At 59.5% G+C, this 25,017-nt stretch carries 18 protein-coding genes, 10 pseudogenes and 1 other annotated feature; of the genes and pseudogenes, 8 read left to right on the plus strand and 20 right to left on the minus strand.

Features of this window, described 5'->3' with window-relative positions; translation table 11 throughout:
* Window positions 1–132: 132 nt before the first annotated feature.
* On the plus strand, window positions 133–486 hold the full coding sequence (locus AC0X69_RS15595) for an arginase family protein (RefSeq protein WP_482613460.1): 354 nt from the start codon (window positions 133–135) through the stop codon (window positions 484–486).
* A 31-nt stretch (window positions 487–517) separates the two neighbouring features.
* Here the strand turns inward: AC0X69_RS15595 and AC0X69_RS15600 are convergent.
* Window positions 518–1,003, minus strand: a pseudogene (locus AC0X69_RS15600) (hypothetical protein); the annotation flags it as partial.
* 627 nt (window positions 1,004–1,630) lie between these two features.
* Here AC0X69_RS15600 and ltrA point away from each other — a divergent pair.
* Window positions 1,631–2,950: a group II intron reverse transcriptase/maturase gene (gene ltrA, locus AC0X69_RS15605; protein WP_482613388.1), complete on the plus strand. Its 1,320-nt coding sequence runs from the start codon at window positions 1,631–1,633 to the stop codon at window positions 2,948–2,950.
* 5 nt (window positions 2,951–2,955) lie between these two features.
* Here ltrA and istB (AC0X69_RS15610) read toward each other — a convergent pair whose 3' ends face one another.
* Together istB (AC0X69_RS15610) and istA (AC0X69_RS15615) are read right to left on the minus strand one after the other, a co-directional pair.
* A complete protein-coding gene (gene istB, locus AC0X69_RS15610; RefSeq protein WP_482608688.1) occupies window positions 2,956–3,792 on the minus strand; it encodes an IS21-like element helper ATPase IstB in 837 nt (278 codons plus the stop codon).
* Window positions 3,789–5,288 (minus strand): IS21 family transposase, encoded by a 1,500-nt coding sequence (istA, locus tag AC0X69_RS15615; RefSeq protein ID WP_482608689.1) that lies wholly within the window; start codon window positions 5,286–5,288, stop codon window positions 3,789–3,791. Before istA (AC0X69_RS15615) ends, istB (AC0X69_RS15610) begins: the two co-directional genes overlap by 4 nt.
* 198 nt (window positions 5,289–5,486) lie before the next feature.
* On the opposite strand from istA (AC0X69_RS15615), the gene AC0X69_RS15620 reads away from it, so the two are divergent.
* Window positions 5,487–5,921 carry an integrase core domain-containing protein gene (locus AC0X69_RS15620; protein WP_482608690.1) on the plus strand — a complete coding sequence of 145 codons (435 nt, stop codon included), beginning with the start codon at window positions 5,487–5,489 and terminating at the stop codon, window positions 5,919–5,921.
* A gap of 124 nt (window positions 5,922–6,045) precedes the next feature.
* A complete protein-coding gene (locus tag AC0X69_RS15625) occupies window positions 6,046–6,204 on the plus strand; it encodes a hypothetical protein (RefSeq protein ID WP_482608691.1) in 159 nt (52 codons plus the stop codon).
* Window positions 6,205–6,245: 41 nt separating this feature from the next.
* Here the strand turns inward: AC0X69_RS15625 and AC0X69_RS15630 are convergent, their stop codons facing one another.
* The 15 genes and pseudogenes from AC0X69_RS15630 to AC0X69_RS15695 form a co-directional block, all read right to left on the minus strand.
* Window positions 6,246–8,912: a peroxidase family protein gene (locus AC0X69_RS15630; RefSeq protein ID WP_482608692.1), complete on the minus strand. Its 2,667-nt coding sequence runs from the start codon at window positions 8,910–8,912 to the stop codon at window positions 6,246–6,248.
* Window positions 8,913–8,996: 84 nt separating this feature from the next.
* On the minus strand, window positions 8,997–10,040 hold the full coding sequence (locus tag AC0X69_RS15635) for a helix-turn-helix transcriptional regulator (RefSeq protein WP_482608693.1): 1,044 nt from the start codon (window positions 10,038–10,040) through the stop codon (window positions 8,997–8,999).
* Between the two features lie 411 nt (window positions 10,041–10,451).
* Window positions 10,452–10,769 (minus strand): annotated as a pseudogene (locus tag AC0X69_RS15640) (DDE-type integrase/transposase/recombinase); the annotation flags it as partial.
* 216 nt (window positions 10,770–10,985) lie between these two features.
* A complete protein-coding gene (locus AC0X69_RS15645; RefSeq protein ID WP_482608694.1) occupies window positions 10,986–11,828 on the minus strand; it encodes an integrase core domain-containing protein in 843 nt (280 codons plus the stop codon).
* 435 nt (window positions 11,829–12,263) lie between these two features.
* A pseudogene (locus AC0X69_RS15650) lies at window positions 12,264–12,477 on the minus strand (transposase); the annotation flags it as partial.
* A 65-nt stretch (window positions 12,478–12,542) separates the two neighbouring features.
* Window positions 12,543–13,489: pseudogene (locus AC0X69_RS15655) on the minus strand (IS3 family transposase); the annotation flags it as partial.
* Window positions 13,083–13,199: a sequence feature (AL1L pseudoknot), on the minus strand. Its footprint overlaps the pseudogene before it by 117 nt.
* Complete coding sequence (locus tag AC0X69_RS15660; RefSeq protein WP_510175245.1) at window positions 13,449–13,925, minus strand: transaldolase family protein; 477 nt, start codon at window positions 13,923–13,925, stop codon at window positions 13,449–13,451. The pseudogene AC0X69_RS15655 and the gene AC0X69_RS15660, both read right to left, overlap by 41 nt.
* On the minus strand, window positions 13,837–14,256 hold the full coding sequence (locus AC0X69_RS23435) for an RpiB/LacA/LacB family sugar-phosphate isomerase (RefSeq protein ID WP_510175244.1): 420 nt from the start codon (window positions 14,254–14,256) through the stop codon (window positions 13,837–13,839). The genes AC0X69_RS15660 and AC0X69_RS23435 overlap by 89 nt, the downstream gene beginning before the upstream one ends.
* Window positions 14,257–14,343: 87 nt before the next feature.
* Window positions 14,344–14,565, minus strand: a pseudogene (locus AC0X69_RS23440) (TIM-barrel domain-containing protein); the annotation flags it as partial.
* A complete protein-coding gene (locus AC0X69_RS15670) occupies window positions 14,508–15,773 on the minus strand; it encodes a TIM-barrel domain-containing protein (protein WP_482608696.1) in 1,266 nt (421 codons plus the stop codon). The gene AC0X69_RS15670 and the pseudogene AC0X69_RS23440, both read right to left, overlap by 58 nt.
* 294 nt (window positions 15,774–16,067) lie before the next feature.
* Window positions 16,068–16,847: a glycosyltransferase family protein gene (locus AC0X69_RS15675; RefSeq protein ID WP_482608697.1), complete on the minus strand. Its 780-nt coding sequence runs from the start codon at window positions 16,845–16,847 to the stop codon at window positions 16,068–16,070.
* Between the two features lie 29 nt (window positions 16,848–16,876).
* Entirely contained in the window at window positions 16,877–18,148 is a 1,272-nt protein-coding gene (locus AC0X69_RS15680; RefSeq protein WP_482608698.1) for a glycosyltransferase, read from the minus strand.
* A gap of 189 nt (window positions 18,149–18,337) precedes the next feature.
* On the minus strand, window positions 18,338–19,300 hold the full coding sequence (fcl, locus tag AC0X69_RS15685) for a GDP-L-fucose synthase (protein WP_482608699.1): 963 nt from the start codon (window positions 19,298–19,300) through the stop codon (window positions 18,338–18,340).
* A 430-nt stretch (window positions 19,301–19,730) separates the two neighbouring features.
* Window positions 19,731–20,032: pseudogene (locus tag AC0X69_RS15690) on the minus strand (carbamoyltransferase N-terminal domain-containing protein); the annotation flags it as partial.
* 6 nt (window positions 20,033–20,038) lie between these two features.
* Window positions 20,039–20,185, minus strand: coding sequence for a DUF5989 family protein (locus tag AC0X69_RS15695; protein WP_482608700.1), 147 nt, complete (start codon window positions 20,183–20,185; stop codon window positions 20,039–20,041).
* 881 nt (window positions 20,186–21,066) lie between these two features.
* Between AC0X69_RS15695 and AC0X69_RS15700 the strand changes: the two are divergent.
* Both AC0X69_RS15700 and AC0X69_RS15705 read left to right on the plus strand, forming a co-directional pair.
* Window positions 21,067–21,452, plus strand: a pseudogene (locus AC0X69_RS15700) (IS21 family transposase); the annotation flags it as partial.
* A pseudogene (locus tag AC0X69_RS15705) lies at window positions 21,442–21,648 on the plus strand (ATP-binding protein); the annotation flags it as partial. The pseudogenes AC0X69_RS15700 and AC0X69_RS15705, both read left to right, overlap by 11 nt.
* 66 nt (window positions 21,649–21,714) lie before the next feature.
* Here AC0X69_RS15705 and istB (AC0X69_RS15710) read toward each other — a convergent pair.
* A complete protein-coding gene (gene istB, locus AC0X69_RS15710) occupies window positions 21,715–22,581 on the minus strand; it encodes an IS21-like element helper ATPase IstB (protein ID WP_482608701.1) in 867 nt (288 codons plus the stop codon).
* The gene (istA, locus tag AC0X69_RS15715; RefSeq protein WP_482608702.1) at window positions 22,578–23,846 is read right to left on the minus strand and encodes an IS21 family transposase; all 1,269 of its coding nucleotides are present in this window, start codon (window positions 23,844–23,846) and stop codon (window positions 22,578–22,580) included. The genes istB (AC0X69_RS15710) and istA (AC0X69_RS15715) overlap by 4 nt, the downstream gene beginning before the upstream one ends.
* A 138-nt stretch (window positions 23,847–23,984) precedes the next feature.
* Between istA (AC0X69_RS15715) and istB (AC0X69_RS15720) the strand changes: the two are divergent.
* Together istB (AC0X69_RS15720) and AC0X69_RS15725 are read left to right on the plus strand one after the other, a co-directional pair.
* A pseudogene (gene istB, locus AC0X69_RS15720) lies at window positions 23,985–24,572 on the plus strand (IS21-like element helper ATPase IstB); the annotation flags it as partial.
* Window positions 24,573–24,747: 175 nt separating this feature from the next.
* Window positions 24,748–24,906 (plus strand): annotated as a pseudogene (locus AC0X69_RS15725) (IS256 family transposase); the annotation flags it as partial.
* Window positions 24,907–25,017: the final 111 nt, after the last annotated feature.

Consider the following 25,017-nt stretch of genomic DNA (forward strand, 5'->3'; position numbering starts at 1 on the left):
AGCGACAGGCGCCCGCCTGCTTCAAACCTGCGGCCCTCAGCACCGAAGGCGCTTTACGCCCGAACGCCGCCGTGCATTGTCCCAATCAAAGCTGGCGATTGGCAAGCACAAGCGAAGCTGCTCGCGCGAGCGGTGCAGCACCCCGAAATGAGATTTGCCACCATAACATTTCGTTACGCCACCGACGCCGACAAGGGCGCTGCGGCAGGCCCCGACGCCCTGCTGAAAGCGGGATTGACGAGATGCTTAGGGGAAGCGGGCCACGAACTAGTTGGGCCGCTTCACGTTGAGTTAAACCCAGAAGAAGAGGCGGCCTATGGCTCCTGGAACAAGATCGGCTTTGCGAACGCGCGACTCGCGCAACTGATCTTTGATGCGAGACAGGCGCAAGCTTTTCCAATTCTCCTCGAAAGCAATTGTTACGCCGCCATCGGCGCGCTTGCGGGATGCAAAGGGTTGTCCTTAGCTGAGAGCTTATGGGGATGATCCGACCCGACCTGCCCTTGGAGGCGCTATCCTGAAGGTGGATCGCGGCTCCGATGCGCCCCTCAGAGTCAGTGACCATGTCCCACGTCAAAGACGCGATCTCCTTCGCACGCAACCCGGCTCTTATTGAGAGGAGTACGATGACCCGGTTCCGGATGGGGCGACGAGTTCGGGCGACGTAGCCGAGAAGTGCGTCGACCTGTCCCTTAGAGAGAGTCTTCGCTTGTTTCCCGAGGGCCATGAGGGTCTCCAGACTAATGATTATTTGTGAGTCTGGATGTCCCTGCTCAAAAAACCTATCCGGTCTGGGAATTGGTTTGCCGATGAAGTTCGCGGATGCTTTTTTGATGAGCCGAATAGATTGAGGGAAGTTACGATCCAGGCGCCATGCGTGGGTTCGCAGCGCCGGTGCATCTGTCAACGGCGGAGAGATTTCCTGCCATTGGGGCGGAGTAAAACCAGGCCAGTTGGTCGCGATGGCCGACATGCAAAGGGGCCCGATCGGGCCCCTTTGCATGTCGGCGGCGAAATAATTCTTTGGCTACGTCGGCGAGATTTCGCCGGTATCGGGATCGATGGTCTGCTCTGCGGTGGGCTGCGGCTGCTTGTGACGCCGGGCCCTCGATTGCTTGAGCCGATAGCTCTCGCCGTTCAGTGCGCCCCGATGGCGCGTATCGCCAGTGGAGGAAGGTTCCACCCAGATAATTGTCGATTGGTCTGGTAGCTGACGAGCGGTTGGGTTGGGTAACTGGCCGGACTGAAGCCTCGTGACAAAGGCCGCCTTGGGCGGTCGAGCAATCCGACGGGCCATAACGTGAGTGAAGCCTGAGCAGGCCTCGAAAGTGAAATCGCGGATGCCGACCCGACTGAATGACGGGGAAGGCTGCACGACTGGGCAAGTAATCGACGCATGCCCCCAGTCGATCCGCCGGGGTAATGGGCATGGCACGCCGGGAAGGTGATACGGGCAACGGGGGAGACCCGTTCTGGACGAGGTCAGTGACCTCTACGTCGTCTTTCAGGGCGGCGGTCCAAGCGGGAGTCGGACGGGGTCATAGTACTGTCGAAGCCGGGTAATGCCGGGGGAGGGAAGGACCCCGACTTTTGGCATGCTTTTGAAGATGGGAAGGTGTGGTGATTGGCGATGAACCTTGAAACACCGTTGAATATCCGGACCCTTCAGAGAAAGCTCTACTGTAAAGCGAAGGCCGAACCCGCTTTCCGCTTCTACCTGCTCTACGACAAGATATGTCGGGAGGACATTCTTTTCCACGCATACCGGTTGGCTCGCGCGAATCGCGGGGCTCCGGGGGTGGACGGGATTACGTTCGCGATGATCGAGGCGGAGGGGCTGGAGAAGTGGTTATCGGACTTGCGGATGGATCTCGCAGCGAAGACGTATAAGGCAGCGCCGGTGCGCAGGGTAATGATCCCGAAGCCCGGGGGTGGAGAACGGCCACTCGGCATCCCGACGATCCGGGACCGCGTGGTACAAACAGCCGCCAAGCTTCTCCTTGAGCCGATCTTCGAAGCGGACCTGGAAGAGAATGTCTATGGATATCGTCCGAGGCGAAGCGCAACGAACGCTATCAAGGAAGTGCACCGGCTGATTTGCCGGGGCTACACGGATGTGGTCGATGCCGATCTCGCCAAGTTCTTCGATACGATCCCTCATGGCGCACTGATGCAGTCAGTCGCTCGCCGGATCGTTGATCGAGACGTCCTCCATCTAGTCAAGATGTGGCTGACGACTCCGGTCGAGGAGCAAGGCGCGAACGGTAAGAAGGCCATTTCTGGTGGAAAATCGAACAAGCGCGGCACCCCTCAAGGCGGGGTGATTAGCCCACTGCTCAGTAACCTGTACATGAACCGGTTCCTGAAGCACTGGCGGCTGACAGGGCGCTCGGATGCATTCTCCGCAAAAGTCGTCGCCTACGCGGACGACTTTGTCATTCTGAGCCACGGGCATGCGCGCGCGGCCTTGGAATGGACGAGAGGTGTGATGACCAAACTGGGGTTGACCGTCAATGAGACCAAAACCTCGGTGAGGGACGCTCGGCGAGAGCGGTTCGATTTTCTTGGCTATGCGTTCGGACCACATCACTTTCGGAAGGATGGCCATTGGTATCTCGGCGCCAGCCCATCAAGGAAGAGCACTCAAAAGATCAAGGACAAGGTTGGATCGATGCTACGACGTGGCGATAGCCGCCCCCTGGACGAGATCGTTTTAGACCTGAACCGAGTCCTTCGGGGATGGGCGAATTACTTCTCGGTGGGGACGCGTGTGCCGGCGTACCGGGCGATCGACAATCACGTCTATGATCGGATGCGGAACTTCCTCGCGAGACGGCACAAGGTAGGCACACGCGGCAGTCGTCGGTTCTCTCGGAGCCTCGTGTTCGGAGAAATCGGCGTGCTCCAAATGGCGAGCGTCTACTACCAGTCGCGACCGACAGCTTTGTAGTGAAGTCAATCGGAGAGCCGGATGCCGGAAATCGGCACGTCCGGTTCGATGAGCGGGGACGGGAAACGGGGTATCGGCCAATCGGCCATACTACCGCGCCCGTCTTCGACTCTACTCTCGAGAATGTGGACGTGATGGGTGAGGCGGTCGAGCAGCGCGCCGGTGAGACGCTGATTACCAAAGACGCTCGTCCATTCGTCGAACGGCAGATTGGACGTGACGATCGTCGATCCGAGTTCGTGGCGCTGGCTGAACACTTCGAAAAGTAGTTCGGCGCCGGTCTGCGACAGTGGCACATAGCCGAGTTCGTCGACGATGAGCAGCTTGACGGCGGCGAGTTGCGCCTGGAGCCTGAGCAGACGCTTTTCGTCGCGCGCCTCCATCAGTTGATGAACGAGCCCGGCGGCTGTCGTGAAGGCGACGGAAAGGCCCCGTTGACAGGCGGCGAGGCCGAGCGCCAGGCAGACATGCGTCTTGCCCGTGCCGCTGTTGCCGAGGGCGATGATGTTGTCGCGGGCGACGATATATTCGCAACGGGCGAGTTCGAGAACGAGCGGTTTGTTGAGCGATGGGATGGCGGCGAAGTCGAATGTGTCGAAGCTTTTCACCGCCGGGAAGCGCGCGGCGCGGATACGCCGCTCGACCATGCGTCGTTCGCGGTCGATGAGTTCGAGTTCGACGAGGCGTAAAAGGTATCGGACGTGATCCTGACCTTCGCGCGCCGCCTCGGCGGCGACCTTCTCGTATTCCCGCAGGATCGTCGGCAATTTGAGCTGCCGCAGATGATGGCCGAGCAAAACCCGCGGCGGCGCAGGGATATCGGCAGAGGCGGACGTGGTCATGCCGCCTCCCTGGAAACGAGCGCGAGATAATCGGCGGGCGATGTCGTCTTGACGTTCAGTGACGGCAAGTAGGGATAGGCGGAAAGATCGAGACGCGCGGGCCTGTTCTCAGTTCTTGCGATGACGAGTTGTTTGACTGCGTCGAAACCGATGGCGCCCAGCCTTATGGCGTCGAGCGCCGCGCCGATGACGACGGCTTCGGGAAACACTTCCGTCAGTCGCAGCACCTGAATGAACTCGCGCTTGCCGCGCTTGCCCATGCGCGTTTCCAGAAGTCGGCGCAGATGCGCGAGCGTCTCGGGCAACGTCCAGCCCTGCAAGGGCGCCGCTTGATCCAGCGCGCCAGGCTTTTGCTCGAGCAACGCTAGATAGTGACGCGGCTCAAAAATAAAATCGTCGCGGGCGTAGCTGCGCGCATGACGGGCGATCAGGGCGCCGTCGCAGAAAATGGCGACCTCGTCGACGAAGCCTTTCGCCAGCACGTCGCGAAAGCCATACTTTGTGGGAACCGAATAATCGTTCGTGCGATAGCGGACGAGCGACAGGGACGAGACCTTTGTCGCGACCTTGTGGCAAGCCTCGAACGGCGCGGCGGGAAGTTCTCGAAAGGCGGCCATGTCGGCGACGAGCCTCTCGCCGATCGTCTGCTGATGCCGGCCGGCGCGCTCGTTCTGGCGAGCGCGGCAGCGCTTCGCGAGCCTGGCGTTGAGTGCTTCGATGGACGGCGCATGCGGAACGGGCGTCAGAAAATTGGCCCGCGAATATTTTACCAGCCCTTCTACTTTCCCCTTGTCATTGCCTTTGCCGGGACGCCCGAAGCGGTCGTCGAACAAAAAATGACTGACGAGTTCGGTAAAGGCCTGCGTGCGCCGCCGTTCGCCGCCGCCCAGTATCTTCGCCACGGCGATCTTGAGATTGTCGTAGAGGATCGACAGCGGAACGCCGCCAAAGAACGCGAAGGCCGAGACGTGGCCGTCGAGAAAAGCTTCCGTCGTCTCCGCCGCATAGGCCTTGATAAAGCAGGCGTCCGACTGCGGCAGGTCGAAGCAGAACACAGGCAGCTTCATCCGCACGCCGCCAATGACGCCGACGCATTCGCCAAAATCGACCTGCGCATGACCCGGCGGATGCGCGAGCGGCACGAATACCTCGCGCGAGCGCGTGCGCGCCAGCCGCACATAATCCTTCACCACGGTGTAGCCGCCGGCGAAGCCGTGCTCATCCCGCAGCCGTTCGAAAATCCGCTTCGCTGTATGCCGCTGCTTCGGCGGCGCCATCTTGTCGGTGTCCAGGATGGCGTCGATCGCCGGAAGCAACGGCCCCAGCTTCGGCCGCTCCGGAGCCTTGGTGCGCACGTAACCCGGCGGCGCCGAATAGCGGCACATCTTCGCCACCGTGTCCCGGCTCAGTCCGAACACGCGCGCCGCCTCACGCCGGCTCTTGCCCTCAATGAAAACAAAGCGTCGAACCGCCGCGTAAATCTCCACCGCAAACATCCCCGGCCGCCCTCCCGAATCAATGTTCGGGAAGTCAGCCTAAAACTGGCCGGGTTTTACGCCGCCACGCGGCCGCAATATGCGCCGCTCAATGGCCGATTATTGCGCCGCCGCGTACAAATCGACCTGTTTGTCGTTCCGACAATCTCATTTCGGCTGCTTTATGGCTTGCTGATTTTACGGCACAGCCGACGCCAGATGTTATGGTTCGGAGTGACAACGCGCCCGACCGCCGAATGGATCGCCCGGCAACTCACCGAGGCTTGCGGTTGGCAAAGGACGCCGCACTATCTCATTCGGGATCGCGACGGCGTCTATGGCGAGATATTCACGCGGCGTCTTCGCGCCATGGGGATCCGTGACCGGCCGACCGCGCCGCGATCGCCTTGGCAGAACGGACAATGTGAACGGCTGATCGGCTCCATCCGACGCGAATGTCTTGACCATGTCGTCGTCTTTGGCGAGCGGCATCTGCGCCATGTGTTGCTTTCATATATGGAGTATTATAACGGCGCTCGGACACATCTCGCTTTGAACAAAGACGCGCCGGCATCGCGCGCCATTCAGGCCGTCGGGCGCATTCTTCCAACGCCAATTCTCGGCGGATTGCACCATCAATATGTTCGGATTTAATTTCCGACAAGGACAGTTAGGCTCGGGGTGCTGATTCCACGAAAGGAAAGCAACGCCATGAAGGAACATACCACATCGACGGGCGATTCCCACGCATGCGCTGAAAGCCGAAGCGCTGGCGACCATGTCGGCGAGCTTCGAGCGGTTCTGCCTTGCCGCCGGGGTCGAGGCGCTGAACGAGATGATGGAGCAGGATGCGGCGGCGGTCTGCGGCGAGCGTCACGAGCGGGGCGAACGTGGTTTTTTGCTCGTCTGGGCCATGGACCACAGTCTTGCATTTTGAACAGATGATGCGCGTTTCTTTGGAATGCTTTTCGACAACCGCTACGCGTCTGTTCGCTTCTTGCTCCATGGCGCAAAAGCGTTATCCACCCCCCGCAAGGCGGGCGCAAGCTCGGGAAAATGGCGTAACAGCACTGATATCATTGAGTTATCGTTAATCCAGTCGAGCCCCGCCTGGGTGTAGATTTCCGGCCGGTAATCGTCGGTGAACAGGCGGTCGCTTTTCAGCCGGCGCCCAGCCATCAGAATGAAGACTCGGAACGCCGTATCGCTGAAGCCGAACCCCACCGGCGGCGTCTCCGCATACATGCCCACCATCAGATCGACCTTGTCGGGATCGACATAAACCCGGCAAAGGTCCGCCACGATCGTCGGATCGTCCGACATCGCCTCGAACGACTTGCGCGGCATATGAAATAGTTCGCGGAACCTGTTGTAACGCGGCACGCCGCGCTCGCGGTCGCGCAGAATGTCGATTGCAGCCAGATCGATGAATTCCTCCTGTCGGTGACCGTGGTTGCGGCGCATCCTTCGCATCCAGTTGGGATAGTTGCGCAGTTGCAGAGCGCCCGGGTTCTCCATGCCGAAACTGTAAAGGATGTCGGCGAAGGACGCGTGGGCTCCAGCGTTGGACATAGCCTTTGGACCGGTCGCGAGGTTCGGGTCGTCGAAATCCTCGCCAACAAATTTGAGCGCGTGGATGTGTTGATCGTCTTCGCGGCGGCGAAGCGGCAGGGTCTCGGGCAGCAGCGGATGCATGCGGTATACCGAGACGAATTCCTCGGTGAGGCAATAATCCTCCCCGAAGTGATCCTTCCTCGATCCTGGAATGCCGCTGATGATCTCGCCCTCGCTGATCCGGCCGAGATGCCGGGTGATGAATTCCTGGGCGGCGCCCCACCAGCTGCCATGCATGATGAACTGCAAAGCGGGGTGATCGAGGATCGCCGGCGTCCACTCGACTGTGTGGATTTTGGCCATCAGCGCGCTGTTGATCAGGCGGGCGATCCGGAAGAACTGGTCGTCGCCGCCATTTTTCAGCTGGCGCCATTCGGGAAATTGTTCGCGCAGATGATCGCAAATAGCATTGTGCTCAAGCGTGAAGAGCACATGCATCAATCCCAGGCCAACCCACCAACTCGATGGCAGCGCGCCGATCTCTACGTCTTCGATCGGGAGCCGATACGTCTTCGGATCGATCTTAAGCTTGCCGTCAGTTCCTGTCCGATACGCCCGCTGCAAAGCCTCGCCGCCTCCATAAATCTGCGACGCGTCCCACCAGTGCGTCTCGGCGCTGACATAGGTTGGCGGCGCGGCGTCGTTCGCACATTTTGGATCGCGCGTTGGATCGGCGCGGGTGCGGCGGATTTGCATTTTTCCTTCGGGCCAATCCATTGCGTCGAATTCGAAGGGCTCGTCGTCGAGCGGCCGTGGGGTTCCGTGATTGAACCAGTCATGCGTCTGGAATTGAATCCATGCGCCGGCAAGAAGATTGAGAGTGGTCGCGGGCGTCACCTTAGGAGCGCCATTTTCGATAGGACGCGCCAGCAGGACGTTGCTCACGAGACGAGGATTGGGTTCAAGAAGCGCGTCAATTTTTTCGGGATGCGCTTCAGAAAGCGGCACGTTGCGGCCAAAGCGTGCGCCGGGATGGCTCTTGTCGAAATCTGACGGGCCGAGCGAGCCGCTTTGATTTGCGCTGCTGCATCCCATCGTGGGCTTCTCAAGGTCATTGTAGAGACCGTCGCTCTGCCGCTCGACGAGAAATTCCGGCTTCTTGTTGGGAAAGGAGCGAACGCCGTTTTTATTCGTGACGGGAATGCCGGACACGCTGTGCAGATTTTTTTCTCGAAGCCGGGCCCGTACGGCGATCAGATTAAGCACTGCGAGAAACGTTGGGAGGCTGTCCCAGTGTGCGATGAATTTGTTGAATAACCAGAAAAAGCGCACGAACACCGCCCATGACAGGGACTTTTCGTCCACCTCGCGCCGGATAAGGAAGACAGCGGCCGCGCCGGTCGCGACAGCGGCGAGGCCGAAGCCAAGGCCGCGTGCGACGCCCGTGGTCCCTGTGCTTGTGGCGGCCCCGAAGAACGCAACGAACACGAACAGGTGGAGCCCGGAACGATACCAGCGCAACCACCTGTTTTTGGGCGTTGTCAGCCAAGCCAGCGCGACGTCGATCCCCCAAAGCGCTGCGAGTGCGAGGTCGAGCACAGGATGGTCGACGACATGTTCGGGCTTTCCGAATCCTTGCGGGCTCTTGAAAATCTCGTTCCAGTCCCAGCCCGCGTTGACGGCGATAGCCCAATAAAGATGGACGAGCAGCGCGATATACCCAAACGTCCAAAACAGACGCCACCATTCGTCGATACGATCGCTCCGAGTTGAGGCGTAGAGCGACAGCGCCGCCGTGGCGAGAACAGTCGCGGCCCAGATCGCTGAGACCATCTGCCAGAAGAGAACCGTGTGTTTCGCGAAACCGGTTTTTGCCGCTTCATCGAGGCTTACGCCGTAGCGCCAGGCGAATAACTGTCCTCCAACCATCAACAGCGCGAAAATCGTGAAGACCCAGATGAACTTCTGTGTTTGAGTCAGCGGGCCCTGACCGGGGGTGGGCGATTTCGAATTCATGCAGCGCGGCTGCGCCTCAGCGCTTGGAGTGAATGGCTCCCGGCCCGCGTCATGCTCGTCGAAGGTCAAAGTCATGATAAAAAGCTCCTCTCAAATCACTCTTTTCTACAAACGATCTCTCAAGTTTGCTCCAGCGCATCCCCAATCTTGGTGACGAGATCAATTCACGTCCTGGATCGCGCCGGCCGAACGCGTCAAAGAAACTCCCGATAGCAGCGCCACGACTTCCGATTGCCTGTTGCAGCCAGTCTTTTGCAGAACGCAGCGCATATGCGTCCGGATCGTGTTGTGCGAAACGCCTGAAGCATCCGCCATGTCGTCGACCGACTGCCCGGAGACGAGATTGCGGGCGACCCGCGCTTCGGCCGGAGTCAAATCGAAGAGCGATTGGACCAGCTCCACGGGCGGCGCGGAGGGGGCGGCCACGGGCGTTAGAACCAGCGCCGCGGCGCAACGGACGAAGATGTCGCGCGCCGACAGGCGGATTGGAATGAGATGGGCGACCAAAGCGCCGTCTCCGTCCGGTGCGCGCACCGGGAACGAACGCACGCCGGCCGCCGGCGTGCGTTCGACGGCCTCGAGGGCGGCCCGCAGCATCTGGTCAGCTGTCTTGTCCATCAGCGCGAAGTGATCCCGCGCGAGCCAGGTGACGAAGCCTGTAACATTTTTCAGCTGATCGTTGGCGGCGAGGGTCTTCCCCCGCTCGTTCAGCACCACCGCCGGCAAACCGAGGCTTCCCAGGGTCTCGCTGGCGGCTCGGGCGCGCTCAAGCTGCAGTCGGGCGGACATTAAGATGGCGCGCGCCAGATGCGGCCGCAGCACGTCCAGCCGGTCGACAAAATGCTTCTCGACAGGCCCCCGTTCGAGAAGGCGATTGACGGCCAGAATCACCTTTTCGCCGGTCGGCATGGGGAAGACCGTCGCGGCGCCCCGACCAATGCCGCCCGGGCGGAGAAAGTCGCGGTAGATCGGCTCGACCTCAAGCTCCTCGGGCGTGAATGCGTCATCTTCGGTGATAAACCCCGGATGCCGCGCGCCAAACAGCCGCGCAGCGAAAGTGCCGCGGGCAAGCCAGTTCTCGCGAACGCAGCGTTCCGTCCGGTCCCGATTGATGTCGGACGCCGACCAATAGGTTGACGCGCCATTGGAGACGAATAGGGAGCCGCCGCGCGCCTCGATCAAACCGGCGAGCGCGTCGAGCACCCCAGGCCAGAGCTCGGGAACAAATGAACATTCATAAATTCTATCAATAAGTTCCGGCTCCACCTTCGCCCCCGGTGCGCAGATGCGAAACGAAGCAAATGGCATTGCGTCAGGAAGCAGAGAGCGTTTCTCCGCTGAGCGGAAAATAACTCACTCCTTCGCTGACCAATCTGCCATGACTTCGCAAGTATCGCCATCGAAAAGCTATGGCTCCGTCCCGTGTCCTGTAGGGCTGCGAAATCGGCGCGCGGCGGAGACGCGAAACGACCTTGTCCGGGGCGCGAAGGGCCGCCGGGTCTCTGAGGGCGGTTTTGGCGTGAACGGATGTCGAGCGTCGTGGCCGGATCTTTTTGGGAGGCATTGACACGTTAACGCGCTGAGTTCGCGCGAAAGCATCATTGAGTTCTCGCTTCACGCCGCAGCAACCGTCGCGCCGCGCCAAGCATTGTGAGCCTCGGCTCGAAACCGCCGATGCGTTGCTCGGGAGATCAGGTGTCGTTGAACATTGAAGGCGTTGTAGACGGCGTGGAACGAAACGAAGCGTTGAGCTGACATGGGTGATTTGAAGCCTCCCATTTTGCGCTCCCGTCGTCGAACAGGTTGATGCGAGTTCTCCGCCCGGTTGTTGGCGCGTAAACCTTGTTCATGCCGACCCGAGAAGCCAATGGTTTGCAGCGCCGCCCCGTAGGACCTGAGTTTGTCCGTGACAATCACGGACGGGGCAAATCCGTGTCCCTGCTCAAAAACCTATCCTGTCTGGAGATCGGTTTGCCGATGAAGATCGCGACTGATGCTTTTTTGATGAGTCGAATATGACATTGGTGGAAGTTGCGATCTGGGCTCCACGCGTGGGTTCTCAGCGCCGTTGCATCCGAGCGATACAGTAGAAAACCGAACGGCCACGCAACGCCGAAACAGGTCGGCCTGTTCGGTCGCCGCAAAAGCTCACGCGGCGCGACGTTCATAGCGATGATGCAGACCGCCGACCTCCGGGAACGCAATAATCTTGCCTGCAGAGGGAGGTTGGAAGTCGCGAGGTTGCGGACAATCCTTGTTTAGCGAGAGATGCGTTCTGGCCTTGTGATGGTATTCAAAATATTTCGACAGGACCTCGCGCAAGTGATGCTCGTTAAAGATGACGATGTGATCCAAACATTCGCGGCGGATCGAGCCAATGAGGCGCTCGACATATGGGTTCTGCCAAGGCGACCGCGGCGCGGTGACAACCTCTTTGACGCCCATCGCCCGAACTCGATGGCGAAAGACCGAACCATATGACGCGTCGCGGTCCCGCAGCAGATAGCGGGGCGCGGTGTCCCAGGGAAAGGCCTCGGTCATTTGGCGCGCCAGCCAGCCTTGTGTCGGATTTTGCGTGACCGCGAAATGGATGATTCTCCTTCGGTCGTGTCCGAGGACAATCAGGGCATAGAGCAGACGAAACGTCGCGGTTGCAACAACGAACATGTCGATCGCCGCAATGTCGGTCAAATGATTGTGCAGAAAGCTACGCCAGGTCGGGGAGGGGGCTTTGGGCCGCCACGGCAGGTATCTCCCGACCGTGGCCTGGCTGATCTCGATGCCGAGCTTGAGCAGTTCGCCGTGGATGCGGGGGGCGCCCCACAGCGGGTTGGCCAGACTCATCCGGCGGATCAGATCGCGGATCTCGGTGCTCATCTGGGGACGTCCCTGACGGCGCGATCGCCACCGCCAGTAGAGCAGCCTTTGCGATGCCACTGGACCACGGTTGCTGGCTTGACCAGCATCATCGCTTCGAGGACCTGCGGCCAAACTCGGTAGAGCCAAACCCAAAGCAGCCGGTCGGCGGAGAAGAGCCGAAGCTGACCAGGGCGTTGCCGGCGCAGGACGGTCACCTGATTTCGCAGCGCCACGAGCTCAAGCTCCAGTGAGGCGCGGCTGCGAACACGGAACGAGAGCAGAGAAACGAGGGCGGAAAGAATTGTAATCATGCCCACGACGCTATGGCCGTCGCGCGTAAATCTCCAGGATTTCCTGACCTTTCGGAGTTTTGAGCAAGCACAGGCCTGATCGGGGCGACGGGATTTATAATGGTAGCTGGATGTGTCGAACTCGAGCACGCGGCAAGCCCGCCGGATCGAAACGTCCCAGTCCATGCAAATCCCCGCCGCCAGCTTGCGCTTGCGACCAGGCCTCAGAGCTTTCGGCGGATGACGTCCTGAAGCATCTCGCGATCAAGCGACAAATCGGCGACGATTTTCTTCAGCTTCGCGTTCTCATCCTCGAGCGCCTTCAGACGCTTGGCTTCGGAGACGTCCATCCCGCCAAACTTGGCTTTCCAATTGTAGAGCCTCGCTTCTGAAACCGCATATTTGCGCGCCAGATCGGCGACCTTCGCGCCCGCTTCCTGCTCCCGCAAAATGCCAATGATCTGCTCTTCCGTGAACCGTTTCTTCTTCATCTCGTCCGTCCTGCAATAGGCCGGACTCTAATCGATCATGGAGGTGTTTCTCAGGGGCAGGTCAAGACGTATTGAACGCCGCGATCACTGTGATGCACGAGGCCGCCGCCATGAAGCGGGCGGCGCTCGTGCAAAGCCTGCTCGAGCGCATCGAGCACGAAACCGGCATGCGCCGTGCGCGAGGCGCGCCAACCGACGATCCGGCGCGCGAAGGCGTCGATGACAAAAGCGACATAGACAAAGCCCTGCCACGTAGCGACGTATGTGAAGTCCGACACCCATAACGTATTCGGCCGATCCGTCACGAATTGCCGGTTGACCTTGTCGAGTGGACAGAGCGCCGCCTTGTCGCTCACCGTCGTTCTGATCGGCTTGCCGCGCACAACGCCCTGCAAGCCCATGGCGCGCATCAGCCTCTCGACCGTGCAGCGCGCCACTGTCTCGCCTTGCCGGATCAATTGTCGCCACACCTTTCGCGCGCCATAGACACCGAAGTTCTCATCGAAAACGCGCTGGATCTTCTCGCGAAGACACACGTCGCGTCGGGCGCGCGCCGAGAGCTTTGCGGGATCGCGGCGGCCCGCGGCGCGCGCGTGGTAAGTGGAGGGGGCGATCGGCAAAACTCTGCAGATCGGCTCGACCCCGTGCACTTCACGATGATCGTCGATGAAGGCGATCATGGCTTGAACCGGCGGTCGAGCTCCGCCTGCGCAAAATACGCCGACGCCTTACGCAAAATCTCGTTGGCTTGTCGCAGTTCGCGGTTCTCCCGCTCCAGAGCCTTGATCCGCTCGCGTTCATCCGTCGTCGCGCCCGGGCGCACGCCGACGTCCCGCTCTGCCTGGCGAACCCAATTGCGCAACGTCTCGCCCGTGCAGCCGATCTTTGCGGCAATTGATGCAATCGCCGCCCATTGCGAGGCGTGATCGCCCCGATGCTCCTGCACCATTCGAACCGCCCGAGTGCGGACTTCAGGTGAAAATTTGTTGGACGTCTTCTTCTTCGCTTCCATGACCCCATCCTCTCAAGAGTTGGGGCCTCCGGCAAACCCGGGGCGGTTCAACTCGCTTCAGCTCGCCGCCACGTGCGGCATATGTCTCTAAGCCCGCAATGTAGGCTTCCGCCACCTGCTCGTACGAGTCTTGGTCAAACAGCAATGTCACATTTACATTGATTCCGTCGCCGATGAGTTTGCGGACAGCGGGAATCCCTTGGGGCGTCGCCGGGATTTTGATCATCAGATTGTCGCGCTCTACGGCCCGCCACAATCGCCTGGCTTCGTCGAGCGTTGCGGTCGCGTCGTACGCGAGGAGCGGCGAGACCTCCAGGCTCACGTATCCGTCACGCCGCGCTGTCTCGTCATAAACAGGGCGCAGCGCATCGGCGGCGTCTCGGATATCTTGGACCGCGAGTTGCTCGTAAAGGATCTTCGTGTCCAGCGTCCGCACGTCCGGCCGCTCGAGGACCGTGCGGTAGTCGGAACTTCCGGAGATGGCCTTCTCGAAAATTGCTGGGTTCGAGGTAACCCCCCGCAAGCCCGTCCACGTCGATTAGGCGGCGCAGCTCACCGCTCGTGATCAAGCTGCGGCGGATGTAATCGAGCCATACCGACTGGCGGAAGACCTGCAGCGCGCGTAGCGGGTTTTCAAGCGCTGTCAGCTTGGCGAGGCGGCGCCGATGCCGCGGTTCGTCAGTGAAGCGAGCGTTCAGGAACGCTCCAATCAGCTCGCGGGCGAGCTCAACGCCGATGACACGGCCCCCGAGCACCAGCACATTCATGTCATCGTGCTCAACGCCCTGATGCGCCAGATCGCGAACATAGTGCGTCACCCCGGGGTGCATCCACGGCTCGTTGACCGTCCCATCGTCATTCCAGGAATGGATAGAAAAGCGCGGCAGGAACACGCCGAACTGCACAAAGCGCACGAAAAGTTCAGGATCGGGCGCAGGGCCGGAGAAGCCGCCAATATCGTGGCCGCTGTTTGAAATACCCGAAAGCGAGAGACCTAAGCCCATTTTCAAATTGTATTTCAAGGTCTCCCAAGAGGTCGTGTTGTCGCCAGACCAAGTTTGGACATAGCGATGCATGCCGACGCCCCCCGAACTGATTTGCGGCCGTTCCTCGTCTCGCGTGGCGCTCGGCTCTTCTGCTCGTCGCGCGAAGCGCGCATCATCAAAAGGCTTTGCAGCGGCTTTATTTCGCGCGCTGCGACCGGCTTTCCGAAATTTTGCGCCAGCGCATTAGCGCTCAATATCTCGAATTCGTTATTATCGTTCCAGATTGCGGTGACGCCACAATCCAGAAGCGTTTCTCGTATTTTTGCCTGCCACCATCGAATAGTTTCGGGATTAGTGAAATCGAGATACGCGCCAAGATCACCCCAAAACTGGGCCAAACTCGGTTCGCCCGCAGCGTCCGCTATCAGAACGCTGAGCGCGCGCGCTTCTTCGAACAGAGGATTACCGGTCAGAAGACAGGGCTTAACATTGGCGCAAAGCCGCACGCCCTTCTCGGCAAAGCTGAGTGAAAAAGCCGCGGGATCGGGAAACTTCGACCGGTTCCAGTTGAAGACGTGGCGCTTGTCGCCGATCGACGTGTAGCCCGATGACAGGTGAAAGCTGTCGCAAAGAATGTCGTGTTCGGCGCAATTCCACAAGAATAGCGCCAAGCGTTCTGCAGCGTCGGGCGCGTCCGTGTATGCCATGGACGAACCCGAGTAGCCGAGGCCCCAACGCGGGATGAAGGCCGGCCTCCCCGTCAGCCAGGTGAAGCGGCGCGTCACTTCTGCGACGCCGGGGCCGGCGATGAAGTAATAGTCCAGATCGCCGTACTCAGCCACGAAATACCGATAAGGACCGTGATAATTATCGAGCTCCTTGCCGAAATCGAACGTGCTGTCGGAGAGCGTGTCGTAGAAAAGGCCAAATGCAATTCCGCTCTCAGGCCGGCAAGTGAGGTAAAAAGGGATGTGCTTGTAAAGCGGGTCGGAGGTCCGCGCGTCATACCCCATCGCGTCGATGTTGCTCAAACGATAGCGCTGACCCGAGCGGTCCAGGGCGCCGGCGCACTCGCCAAGTCCGAAATACATTTCACCGCGTTCGCGGCTGAGATAATGGTAAACGCGATTGTCCCACCAGCCGAAATTATAAGCCTGCGTCGGCCGATCGCGCGCGACGCTCCGCCATCCTGCTCCATGCCGCTGCGCCCAAGAACAAGAGAAGCCCTCAAGCTGAATATCGAGGCGGATCGCCGCGGTTTCGATGCGAAGTAATCCCGGGCGTTGCCAATGCTGCAACGTTACATTTAATCGGCTTCCAATTTGCCACCGATCGGGAAGAGCCGGCGAATCGGCATCGTTACGCGACATCGGCGATAGTGTCCGCTTGTAATAGTAGTGGACACGATCTCGCGCCACCCGTCACGCAGCTATCTCAAAAACCGCAATCAACGCCAGGCGGCCCCCCGCGGGAGCCATACTCGTCAACACGCGCCGAGTCACGAACGGATCGGTCGGATCCGGCGAGGCGTGACGCAAATCGACATCGTAGTGACCTCATGGGATCTGAGCGTTGGCGGCGGCGGCTCGCGTCTAATAGGGCGGAGCGCTGCAGTTCCACATGTCATTGCCCACCTGTTGAAGCTTCGACACATACCCCTCTAGCGCAGGCATGCGCCGAGATAGGGGTTTCAACGCCCTGGCGAGCGTGCATAGCAACGCACCAAGACGCTTGTTGCTGATGCCGCGGTAAAGCCAAGGTAGGTTTTCGCCAATGTCGGTCTCCGCCTGAATCGAGCGCAGTTTCTTCCAGTCTTCGAAAAAAAGTTTCATCTGGGCGCTGTTTCGCTCGTGCTGCGCTTTGGTCAGGAGTTCTGGGAGACTGCGCGCCGCATTGTCGCGGATTACGAATGCACGGTTGTTTGTTATCGAGTTATGAGACCGCTCGAGTTCGGATCTGCTATGTTCCGAGGCGCAGGCATAATAGCTGGCAAAGCTGAGCGCGATCTCCCGTTCCTGGAGCGCCCGTTTTGGCGGATCTGCACCCAGAAGCTCAAGAGCTACATCATGGACCATTAGAACTGTAGGAAAAGTCAATGGAGTCGTATAATACGTCGATAGGAAGACGTCTGCTTTCAATGCCACACAAAATTGCTCGATGTGCAGAGAATCGGCCGCCGTGTTCCGCCAGCTGAAGGAAGGGAATTCGACATATTCGACCCCAGGCATCGATGGACAGCCGCCGCGATCGAGCAAAACCACATCGAGGCCGGCATGCGTCGCAAGATCAGTTAAAACTGACAAACAAAGCTGTGTTGTGCCGGGATGCATCAATTGAAATGCGACGCCGTCCACGATCACCTTCACGAACATGCTCCTTGTCCACTGACGCCGCAGTTGATCTACACACCGGTTATTTTGCGCCTCTCATGCATTGAGACCAACTGCCGTTGGACAAGATCGTAGTAGGAGCTGTTCCGATACCAGTTGGGCGTGATTCCTAAACTATCCGCAAACTGGCTGCGCGACATAATAAGATGAGGTTGGATGAGCTGAGGGCTATGCCGGTTCAAGATCTCGCGCCGTTCTTTCGTTCCCAGGGTGTTTCGTTGAGTAGAAAGGCCTTCCGGGTTTTGGAAATAAATGACATGAGGCGTGTTGAGTTTTAGAAAGGATTTTTTTTGGGCCATACATCTTAGCCAAAAGTCCCAGTCGCCAGAGCATTTGAAAGAAGTGTCAAATAGCCCAATCTCTTCATGCAGGGTTTTTCGCCACATCGGCGCATTGTGGGGCGAACAGAGGAATAAGAGATTATGTGGCGTAACGATCGGCAAATCGCTCTTAAAATTAAACATAGCGGCCTCTTCGAAGCTTAGCGAATCATCGAAAGAGACGAAATAGTCCTGGTAGACGACGTCGACGAAATCGTGTCGATTGAGCGCTCCGGCCTGCAGTTCGAATGAGTCCTTTCTGCGCAAATCGTCGAGGTTTGTGTTTGTCATATATTTTCCCCGCGCAATCTGCACGCCGACGTTCCAGGCATCATAAATGCCGATTCGGTAATTCATGCGCTTGTAAACGATGTTCGGATAACGCGCCTGATATGTAGCAATGATCCGCTCCTCGCCATCTGGCGAATCCGCGTCAATAATTATCAATTCGCTTTGATCAAAAATCGTTTGTGATGTTATGTTTTCGAGGAATTTTTCGATGTGCCGGCCGCCCTTGTACAAACTGGCGATGGCGGAAACGACATAGTCGCCCGAGTGTTCAAAAGCCCGATCTGAAAGCTTCGAGATCGGCGGCAGCGGCTTTTTTCCGGCCAGTCCCAGATGCGCAGACCGCTTTTTCCATTCCGATGAAGTCAGAATACGATCTGTTCCAAGAATGGGGCAAACGTCCGGGTCGTTCTCTCCTTGCAGCGTTTGCCGTCTCATGCGGAGCCGGGCTTGCAGGAGACCCGCAATAAGCGCTGATCGTCTACTCGGCGATTCTCTCAGAAAGTCCTTGCCGATTTCTATGTCGCGCGCGGTCGCGCCACCACCGGGATAGAGGAGTCCTATTTCAAGGATGAATTCTCCATCTGATAACTCGCTTAGGAATGCAGCGCGCTTTGCGGTCGATAGCGCCTTGAGTTTCGCAACAAGGCGACGCCAAGCGTACTGAAAACGCATGATCCATCGGGGAGCGTCTAGAGTCCGCAATTCCACAATAGTTCCCAGTTTTGGGTCGGCTCAAAATGCTAGCATCCGCGGTTGCTTGATGTCTAGCGCGAGCTGCCTCAGCTCGTGCTCGTTGTCACCGTCGCCGGATTGGCGTATGGGCCGGGGGAGACGTTTGCGATCGCGACGCGTCGCCATTGATCAAAAGGGTACGACGCGCTCAATCTCCCGTTGCGGGCCAGCGAGCTTGTTCTCGATATACCAGCGGTAGGTGCTGGCGATGCCTTCATCCAGCGAGATCTCGGGTTTCCAGCCAAGCGCCAGAATACGACTCGAATCCATTAGCTTGCGCGGCGTGCCGTCGGGCTTTGTCGTATCGAATACGATTCCACCCGAAAATCCCACCGCGCGCGCGATCGTCTCAGCGAGGCCGCGAATTGAAATTTCGGACCCTGCGCCACAATTGATGTGCTCATATTCATCATAGTTATCGAGACAGAAGACGATGCCGCGCGCCAGATCGTCCACGTGGAGGAATTCGCGCAGCGGTGTTCCCGTTCCCCACACCACGACCTCGTCGCGTCCTTCAACTTTTGCCTCGTGAAATTTGCGGATGAGCGCCGGAAGCACGTGGCTCGTGGTGAGATCGAAATTATCATTCGGCCCATAAAGGTTGCACGGCATGACCGAGATGTAACGGCGGCCATATTGTTTGCGATAAGCCTGACAAAGTTTGATGCCGGCGATCTTGGCGATGGCGTACCATTCATTGGTCTGCTCAAGCGGACCCGTGAGCAGCGACTCTTCCTTAATCGGCTGCGGCGCAAATTTTGGGTAGATGCAAGAAGACCCAAGAAACACCAGCCGATCGACGTCGGCTGCATGCGCGGAATGGATAATGTTGGTTTCGATCGCCAGATTGTCGTAAATGAAATCGGCAGGAAACGTGTCATTTGCGTAAATGCCGCCGACTTTTGCGGCCGCGAACACGATGGCGTCCGGCTTATTCTGCTTGAGCCATAACTCGACGGCTATTTGATTGCGCAGATCGACAACGGAACGGTCGACCTTGATGACCCTGCCGCCACAGCGCTCCAAATTCCTGGTGATTGCCGAACCCACCATGCCCTTGTGACCCGCGACCCAAATCCGCCGACCATTCATTGGAACATCTCCGTCAGCGACAAATCTTCGATCCGATTGCTTTTCCGAGCACGTCGCCGAGCAAGTAAAATCCCAAAATTTTTGACGCGGAAAGAAAAACATGGAAAGGCGCTTCTTGCGCAGGTGTCCTTATCGCAAACTCCATCTGTCTGGCGTGAGGCGGCGGATCGGGTCATGCTTGCTCCCATGGCAGATATCTTCAAACTGATCTTCTACAGTCCCAATTTGCAAGGCGTTGATAGGAACGCAGAAACCGCGCCAGAAAAACGGCTTGGCACTACGATTGGCGGAGTTCAAGCCCCCCGCCGGCGACGCCGGCGGGGGCTGAACCAAAATCTGCTCAAAACTGCCGTCGCGAAGAAGTTTTCCAGTGGCGACTCCCCTGCGGATGACCTTTTGGCTCAGCCTATCGACGCAATTGAGCGCCACCCCTCTTGCGCAGCCACAACGGCAGCGCAATTTTGAGCGACTGGAATCCGCGCGGCGCAAAGGCGATATAAGTTCCAGCAGTCGGTCAAAATTAACGACCAGTTTATCATAGAAGGCGTCGAAATCTATGTCCTGAGGCGTCACGCCGGAGGCTTCAGGACAGTAATCGACTGCGTGACGCGGAAAGCGCGAGTCGTGCTTCTTGCGCGAGAACCGCTCTTCCTGAGCGGCGGCGATAATTTAGCCATCCTCCACGGCCGCTGCGCTGTCATGGTAGAAGGCGGAGATGCCAAGTATCCGCATCGCACGCTAGAAGAGCGTATAGATGAACGGAGCGACCGCGGTTCCTTGCAGAACGATCACGGCGCCAATCAGCAACATGATGACCAACACCGGCGCCATCCAGTATTTCTTGCGGGTCTTGAGATAGTCCCAAAGTTCGAGCAGAAAATCCATTTTGTCTCTCTCCTCAGAACTGCTTGCTCATGTCGCTCGCCCCCTTGGGCAAATCGCGTATATTCCAGTATGAAGACGCGTCCTTATCGAAGGACAATTTGAGCGGGTCGGCCCCTCAATCGAAAAAGCGTCGCGATAGGCAGGATCACCCCAAAGAACAGATCCCCATGATGATTGGGTTGGTGATCTTGTGGCGCGCCAGGCCCAGCTTGAACCAAAGTCGATTGAACGGGCGCAGTTTCACGCGCAATGCCGCCGCCAGGCGAGCGTCGCGGCGAGTTCCAGATACTAGGCGACTCTCCGTCTGGAATTGGCAGCATGCTGAGAATCGCGATCGCTGCGGGGATCACTAGACCGAACGATCAATCGGATCTCCCATGACGGCCGAACGGTCTCTCGACAAATCCTCATGCGACATTTGGACGAGCCCCCAATTGGCCTCGACAGCCAATGTTATTGTCGAGGCACGCGAGCAGCAAACCTTCGCAAGCTTTCCGCAACTTCCGCATCGCTTCGATTGGGCGCCAAATTACTGGATATCGCCACGAGTAACAAGCTGCGCATTCCTTCACGTCGGGCTGCATTTCATGCCGCCGCTGCCCGCCCGCAACACCGCGAGGAGTCGTGGCTCGCATTAATGATAATCCTTGATCAGTCTTGGGCCAGAAGCTCGTTGCTACGCGCTTAATAGTGCATATCCCCCAGAAATACAAACTCATTATGAAATCAGGATCTCGTTCCTTGTAACGGAAGAAGGCAGGGAAGTGATTGAAAAACAGTCTGCATTTTCCCGCGCATCAATCGCGCCAGATCTGCGCTTGCCGCGTATTCTTGGCTGTCGTAGAGAAGCTGTTGCGGCCACGGATAGACCCTCCCACTGCGACTGGCGACACTATCTCGCGGTCATCCAGCGCAAGCCGGGCGCGCTCCGCAACGGCGCGCCCTTCGCCGAACTGCCACCTTCCGGGCCTTGCAACAGCGGATGCTCAAAACGACGGGCGGCGACCGCGAGATGGTCGAGATCATCGCCCTGGTCCTCCAGCATGACGAGCAGGCCGTGCTGACCGCCGTCGAACTGGCGTTGGAGGCGGGCGCGCCGACCAAGACGCATATCCTGAACGTGCTGTGCCGGCTGGTCGACGGAAAGCCGGTCGACGCGCCGCCGGTGAAGCCGCCCAACGCGCTGACGCTCACGACCGAACCGCAGACCAATGTCGAGCTCTACGACGCCCTGCGCAAAGCCCGGGAGGTGCGCCATGCGTCATAATCCCGCCGCCGGCGCCATCGTCATCATGCTGCGCAGCCTCAAAATGCACGGCATGGCGCAGGCCGTCAGCGAACTGACCGAGCAAGGCGCTCCGGCCTTCGAGGCCGCGCTGCCGATCCTGTCGCAGCTTCTGAAAGCGGAAACGGCGGACCGGGAGGTCAGATCGACCGCCTACCAGCTCAAGGCCGCGCGCTTTGTAAATGCCGATGTTAATTTCCCCAGAAGCGCCGGAGTAAAATTCCCCAGTTGGCGGGCGTGGCGATCAGCCGAGGTCTTGATCGTCGCCTCCGTTTTTTGGCGGGCGTCCCCGGCGCCGGAGGGTCGGCGGGATTGGCGCGGGTTGGATGCTGGCTTTCGTCCGAACATGTTCGGGCAAGAGGTCGGCGTGCTCGCGCAGGCGATAGCTCGAGCCTTCGATCTGGAAGACGCCGGCGTGATGCAGGAGACGGTCGAGGAGCGCCGTGGCGACGACTGGATCGCCAAAGATCTCGCCCCATTCCGCGAAGCCGCGGTTCGAGGTGAGGATCATGGCGCCCCTTTCATAGCGGGCGTTGACGAGCTGGAAGAACAGATTGCCGCCGCCGGGCGTAACCGGCAGATAGCCGATCTCGTCGACGATCAGCAGCGAGAAGCGGCAGAAGTAACGGATCTTCTCCCGCAGCGCCCCTTCGCGTTCGGCCTTGGCCAATGTTGCGATGATGTCGGCGAGGCAGGCGAAGTAGACGCTGCGGCCGGCTTTAACCGCCTCGACGCCGAGCGCCAGGCTGAGATGGGTTTTGCCTGTGCCGGGCGGTCCGATGAGATGAACCGCTTCGGCGCGATCGATGAACTGCAATTCGGCGAGCGCCATGACGCGGCTCTTGTCGAGCGACGGCTGGAAGGCGAAGTCGAAGCCGGCGAGCGTCTTGACGGCGGACAGGCGCGCCATCTGGAGCGCCATCCGGACGCGGCGGTTCTCGCGTAGCGTCAGTTCTTCGGTGAGCAGAATGTCGAGCGCGTCGAGCGCCGTAGTCTCGCCACGCTCGATGCCGCGCAGGGTGATGTCGAGGATTTCGAGGGCGCGCGGCATTCTCAGGCCGACGAGATTGCGTTTGACGCGGTCGATGACGGCGGAGGGCGTTGCATTCATCGCGAGCCTCCCTGCATCGCCAGCCGGCGCCCCACCGCGTCATAGAAAGGCCAGCGGGCGTCTCGCGGCGTGATCGCCGGCGCGCAGCATGAGGGGCGGCAATGCGTCGGGCGCGGCCGGCGACGATACGCTTGCAACGGCATTCTGCGATGCGCCGGATCGAGACGTTTTTCGCCGCGGCCTTCGAGCGGCGCATGGGCGGCGATCAATTCGCCGTCCTCGAAGATGCGGATGGCGTCGGCGAAGACATGGACATCAAGGACGCGTCGCCGGGTCGTGTCCGGGACGCTGTAGAGATTGCCGCCGACGCTGACCATGCCTTCATGCGACGCGCGCCGCTCGAGCCGAAGCACCGCCTGATAGGGCGTCGACGGCACCGGCTTGAGCGACGCCTTCTCTTCGGCGAAAGCCTCATCGACGACGCGCCTGGTCGTGGCGTGGACCCTCGGATTGGCGATCGTATCGAGCCAGATTCGGAGCTGGGCGTTCAGGTCATCAAGATTGCGGAAGGCGCCGCCGAGGAAAAAGTCTTCCCGGATGTAGCGGAAGGGCCGCTCAACCTTGCCCTTCGTTTTGGCGCGGTAGGGTTTGCAGGCGCGCGGCTGAAAGCCGTAATGGCGCGCCAGATCCAGTAGCGCGCGATTGTAGACAACGAGGCCATCCGGGTCTTCCCCGATAACGGCCGTCTTCATGCGATCGTAGAGGATCTCGCGCGGGACGCCGCCGAGCGCCTCGAAGGCGGCCATATGGCAGCGTAGGACGCTTTGCATATCCTGGTGCAGGACGAAGCGCGCCCAGATGAAGCGGGAATGCCCCAGGACCATGGAAAAGAGCCAGACGATCCGCTTGACGCCGAGCTCGTCGAGGAACTCGACATCGAAGCGGGCGAAGTCGACCTGAGCCTGTTCGCCAGGCGGCGTCTCGAAGCGCACCTCGAAGCCTTTCGAGCGCGGCGGCCGAAGTTCGCGCAGGAAGTCGGTGACCGCAGTGTAGCCGCCGGCATATCCGCGATCCTTGATCTCTCGCCATAGCCGGCGGCCGCTCAGCGCCGGATAGGCGACGAGGCGCTCCCGCAGATAGGCCTCGAAAGTTGCGATCGCGCGTTCGCGCGGCGGCCGCGCCTTGTAGCTGGGCGCCGTCAGCCCCGCGGCGATGTGCTTGCGGACGGTCTTCCGGTCGATTCCGAGCTGGCGCGCGATCGCGGACACAGAGACGCCCTGACGATGTAATTCCAGGATCATGACAATTTCCCCGAGTTTGATCACCGAGCCCTCCCTTCCGCCAAGGGGAGCAGCATCGGCGAGTCGGCGCCGCCCGGCCTTCCAGGGCATGCCCTGGAAGGCCGGGCGTCACGAAAACTGGGGATTTTTCAATCGGCACATTTGGGGAGTTTACGACCGGCACTCACACGCTTTCCGAACTATCGCGATCTCGCCGGCTTCGACTTCGCCAGCAGCGAGGTCAATGAAGCTCTCGTTCGCCAGCTTCACCGCTGCGAGTTCCTGGAAGACGCCCACAACGCCGTCCTGGTCGGCGGGCCCGGCACGGGCAAGACGCATCTCGCCACGGCGATCGGCGTCCAGGCCATCGAACATCACCGCAAGCGCGTCCGGTTCTTCTCCACCGTCGAACTCGTCAACGCGCTCGAGCAGGAAAAGCTCCAAGGCAAGCCCGGGCAAATCGCGGCGCGGCTCACCCATGCCGATCTCGTCATCCTCGACGAGCTTGGTTATCTGCCGTTCAGCGCCTCGGGCGGCGCCTTGCTCTTCCACCTGCTGAGCAAGCTCTATGAACGCACCAGCGTCATCATCACGACCAATCTCGGCTTCGGCGAATGGGCCAGCGTGTTCGGCGACGCCAAGATGACGACAGCGCTGCTCGACCGCCTCACCCACAGCTGCCACATCCTCGAGACCGGAAACGACAGCTTCCGCTTCAAAAACAGCTCGGCAAAAGCCGACAAACCCGCAAAGGAGAAAACCCGAACTTGACGAACCCCTGACCCTCAAACCATCTTCAAGCCGGGTCAGTTCTCAATGGAAATCCCGGGTCAAATCTCAGCGGAAATCGACAGCGAATAGCCTGGCATGGCAACGCTCCCGAAGGTCTTGATCAACCTGGCCGATATCAGATCGGCAGGGGGGTGTTGCGCTTCGCGTCAGAACTCAGGGGATTCGCGCCAGAGGGCATTTTCCAACCGACGAAGCCGCGATGAAATTGCTGTTTCTGGTCTTGAACAGATCGGAGAAAGAATGGACCATGCCCGCGCGTGAATGGTCGCCCGCCAAAGCCCAGTTCGCCATTCTGTTCGGCGAACGGTTTCTCGGACAACGGACTGAACATGTTCAACCGCTCAGGCCATACACGGAATTCCTGATAGTCCCGGCGGCGATTTCACGCGGCCTCACGGATAGGCAGAGTTAAACAGCCCGGCTG

The sequence above is a fragment of the Methylocystis sp. Uni0008 genome (assembly GCF_056838045.1).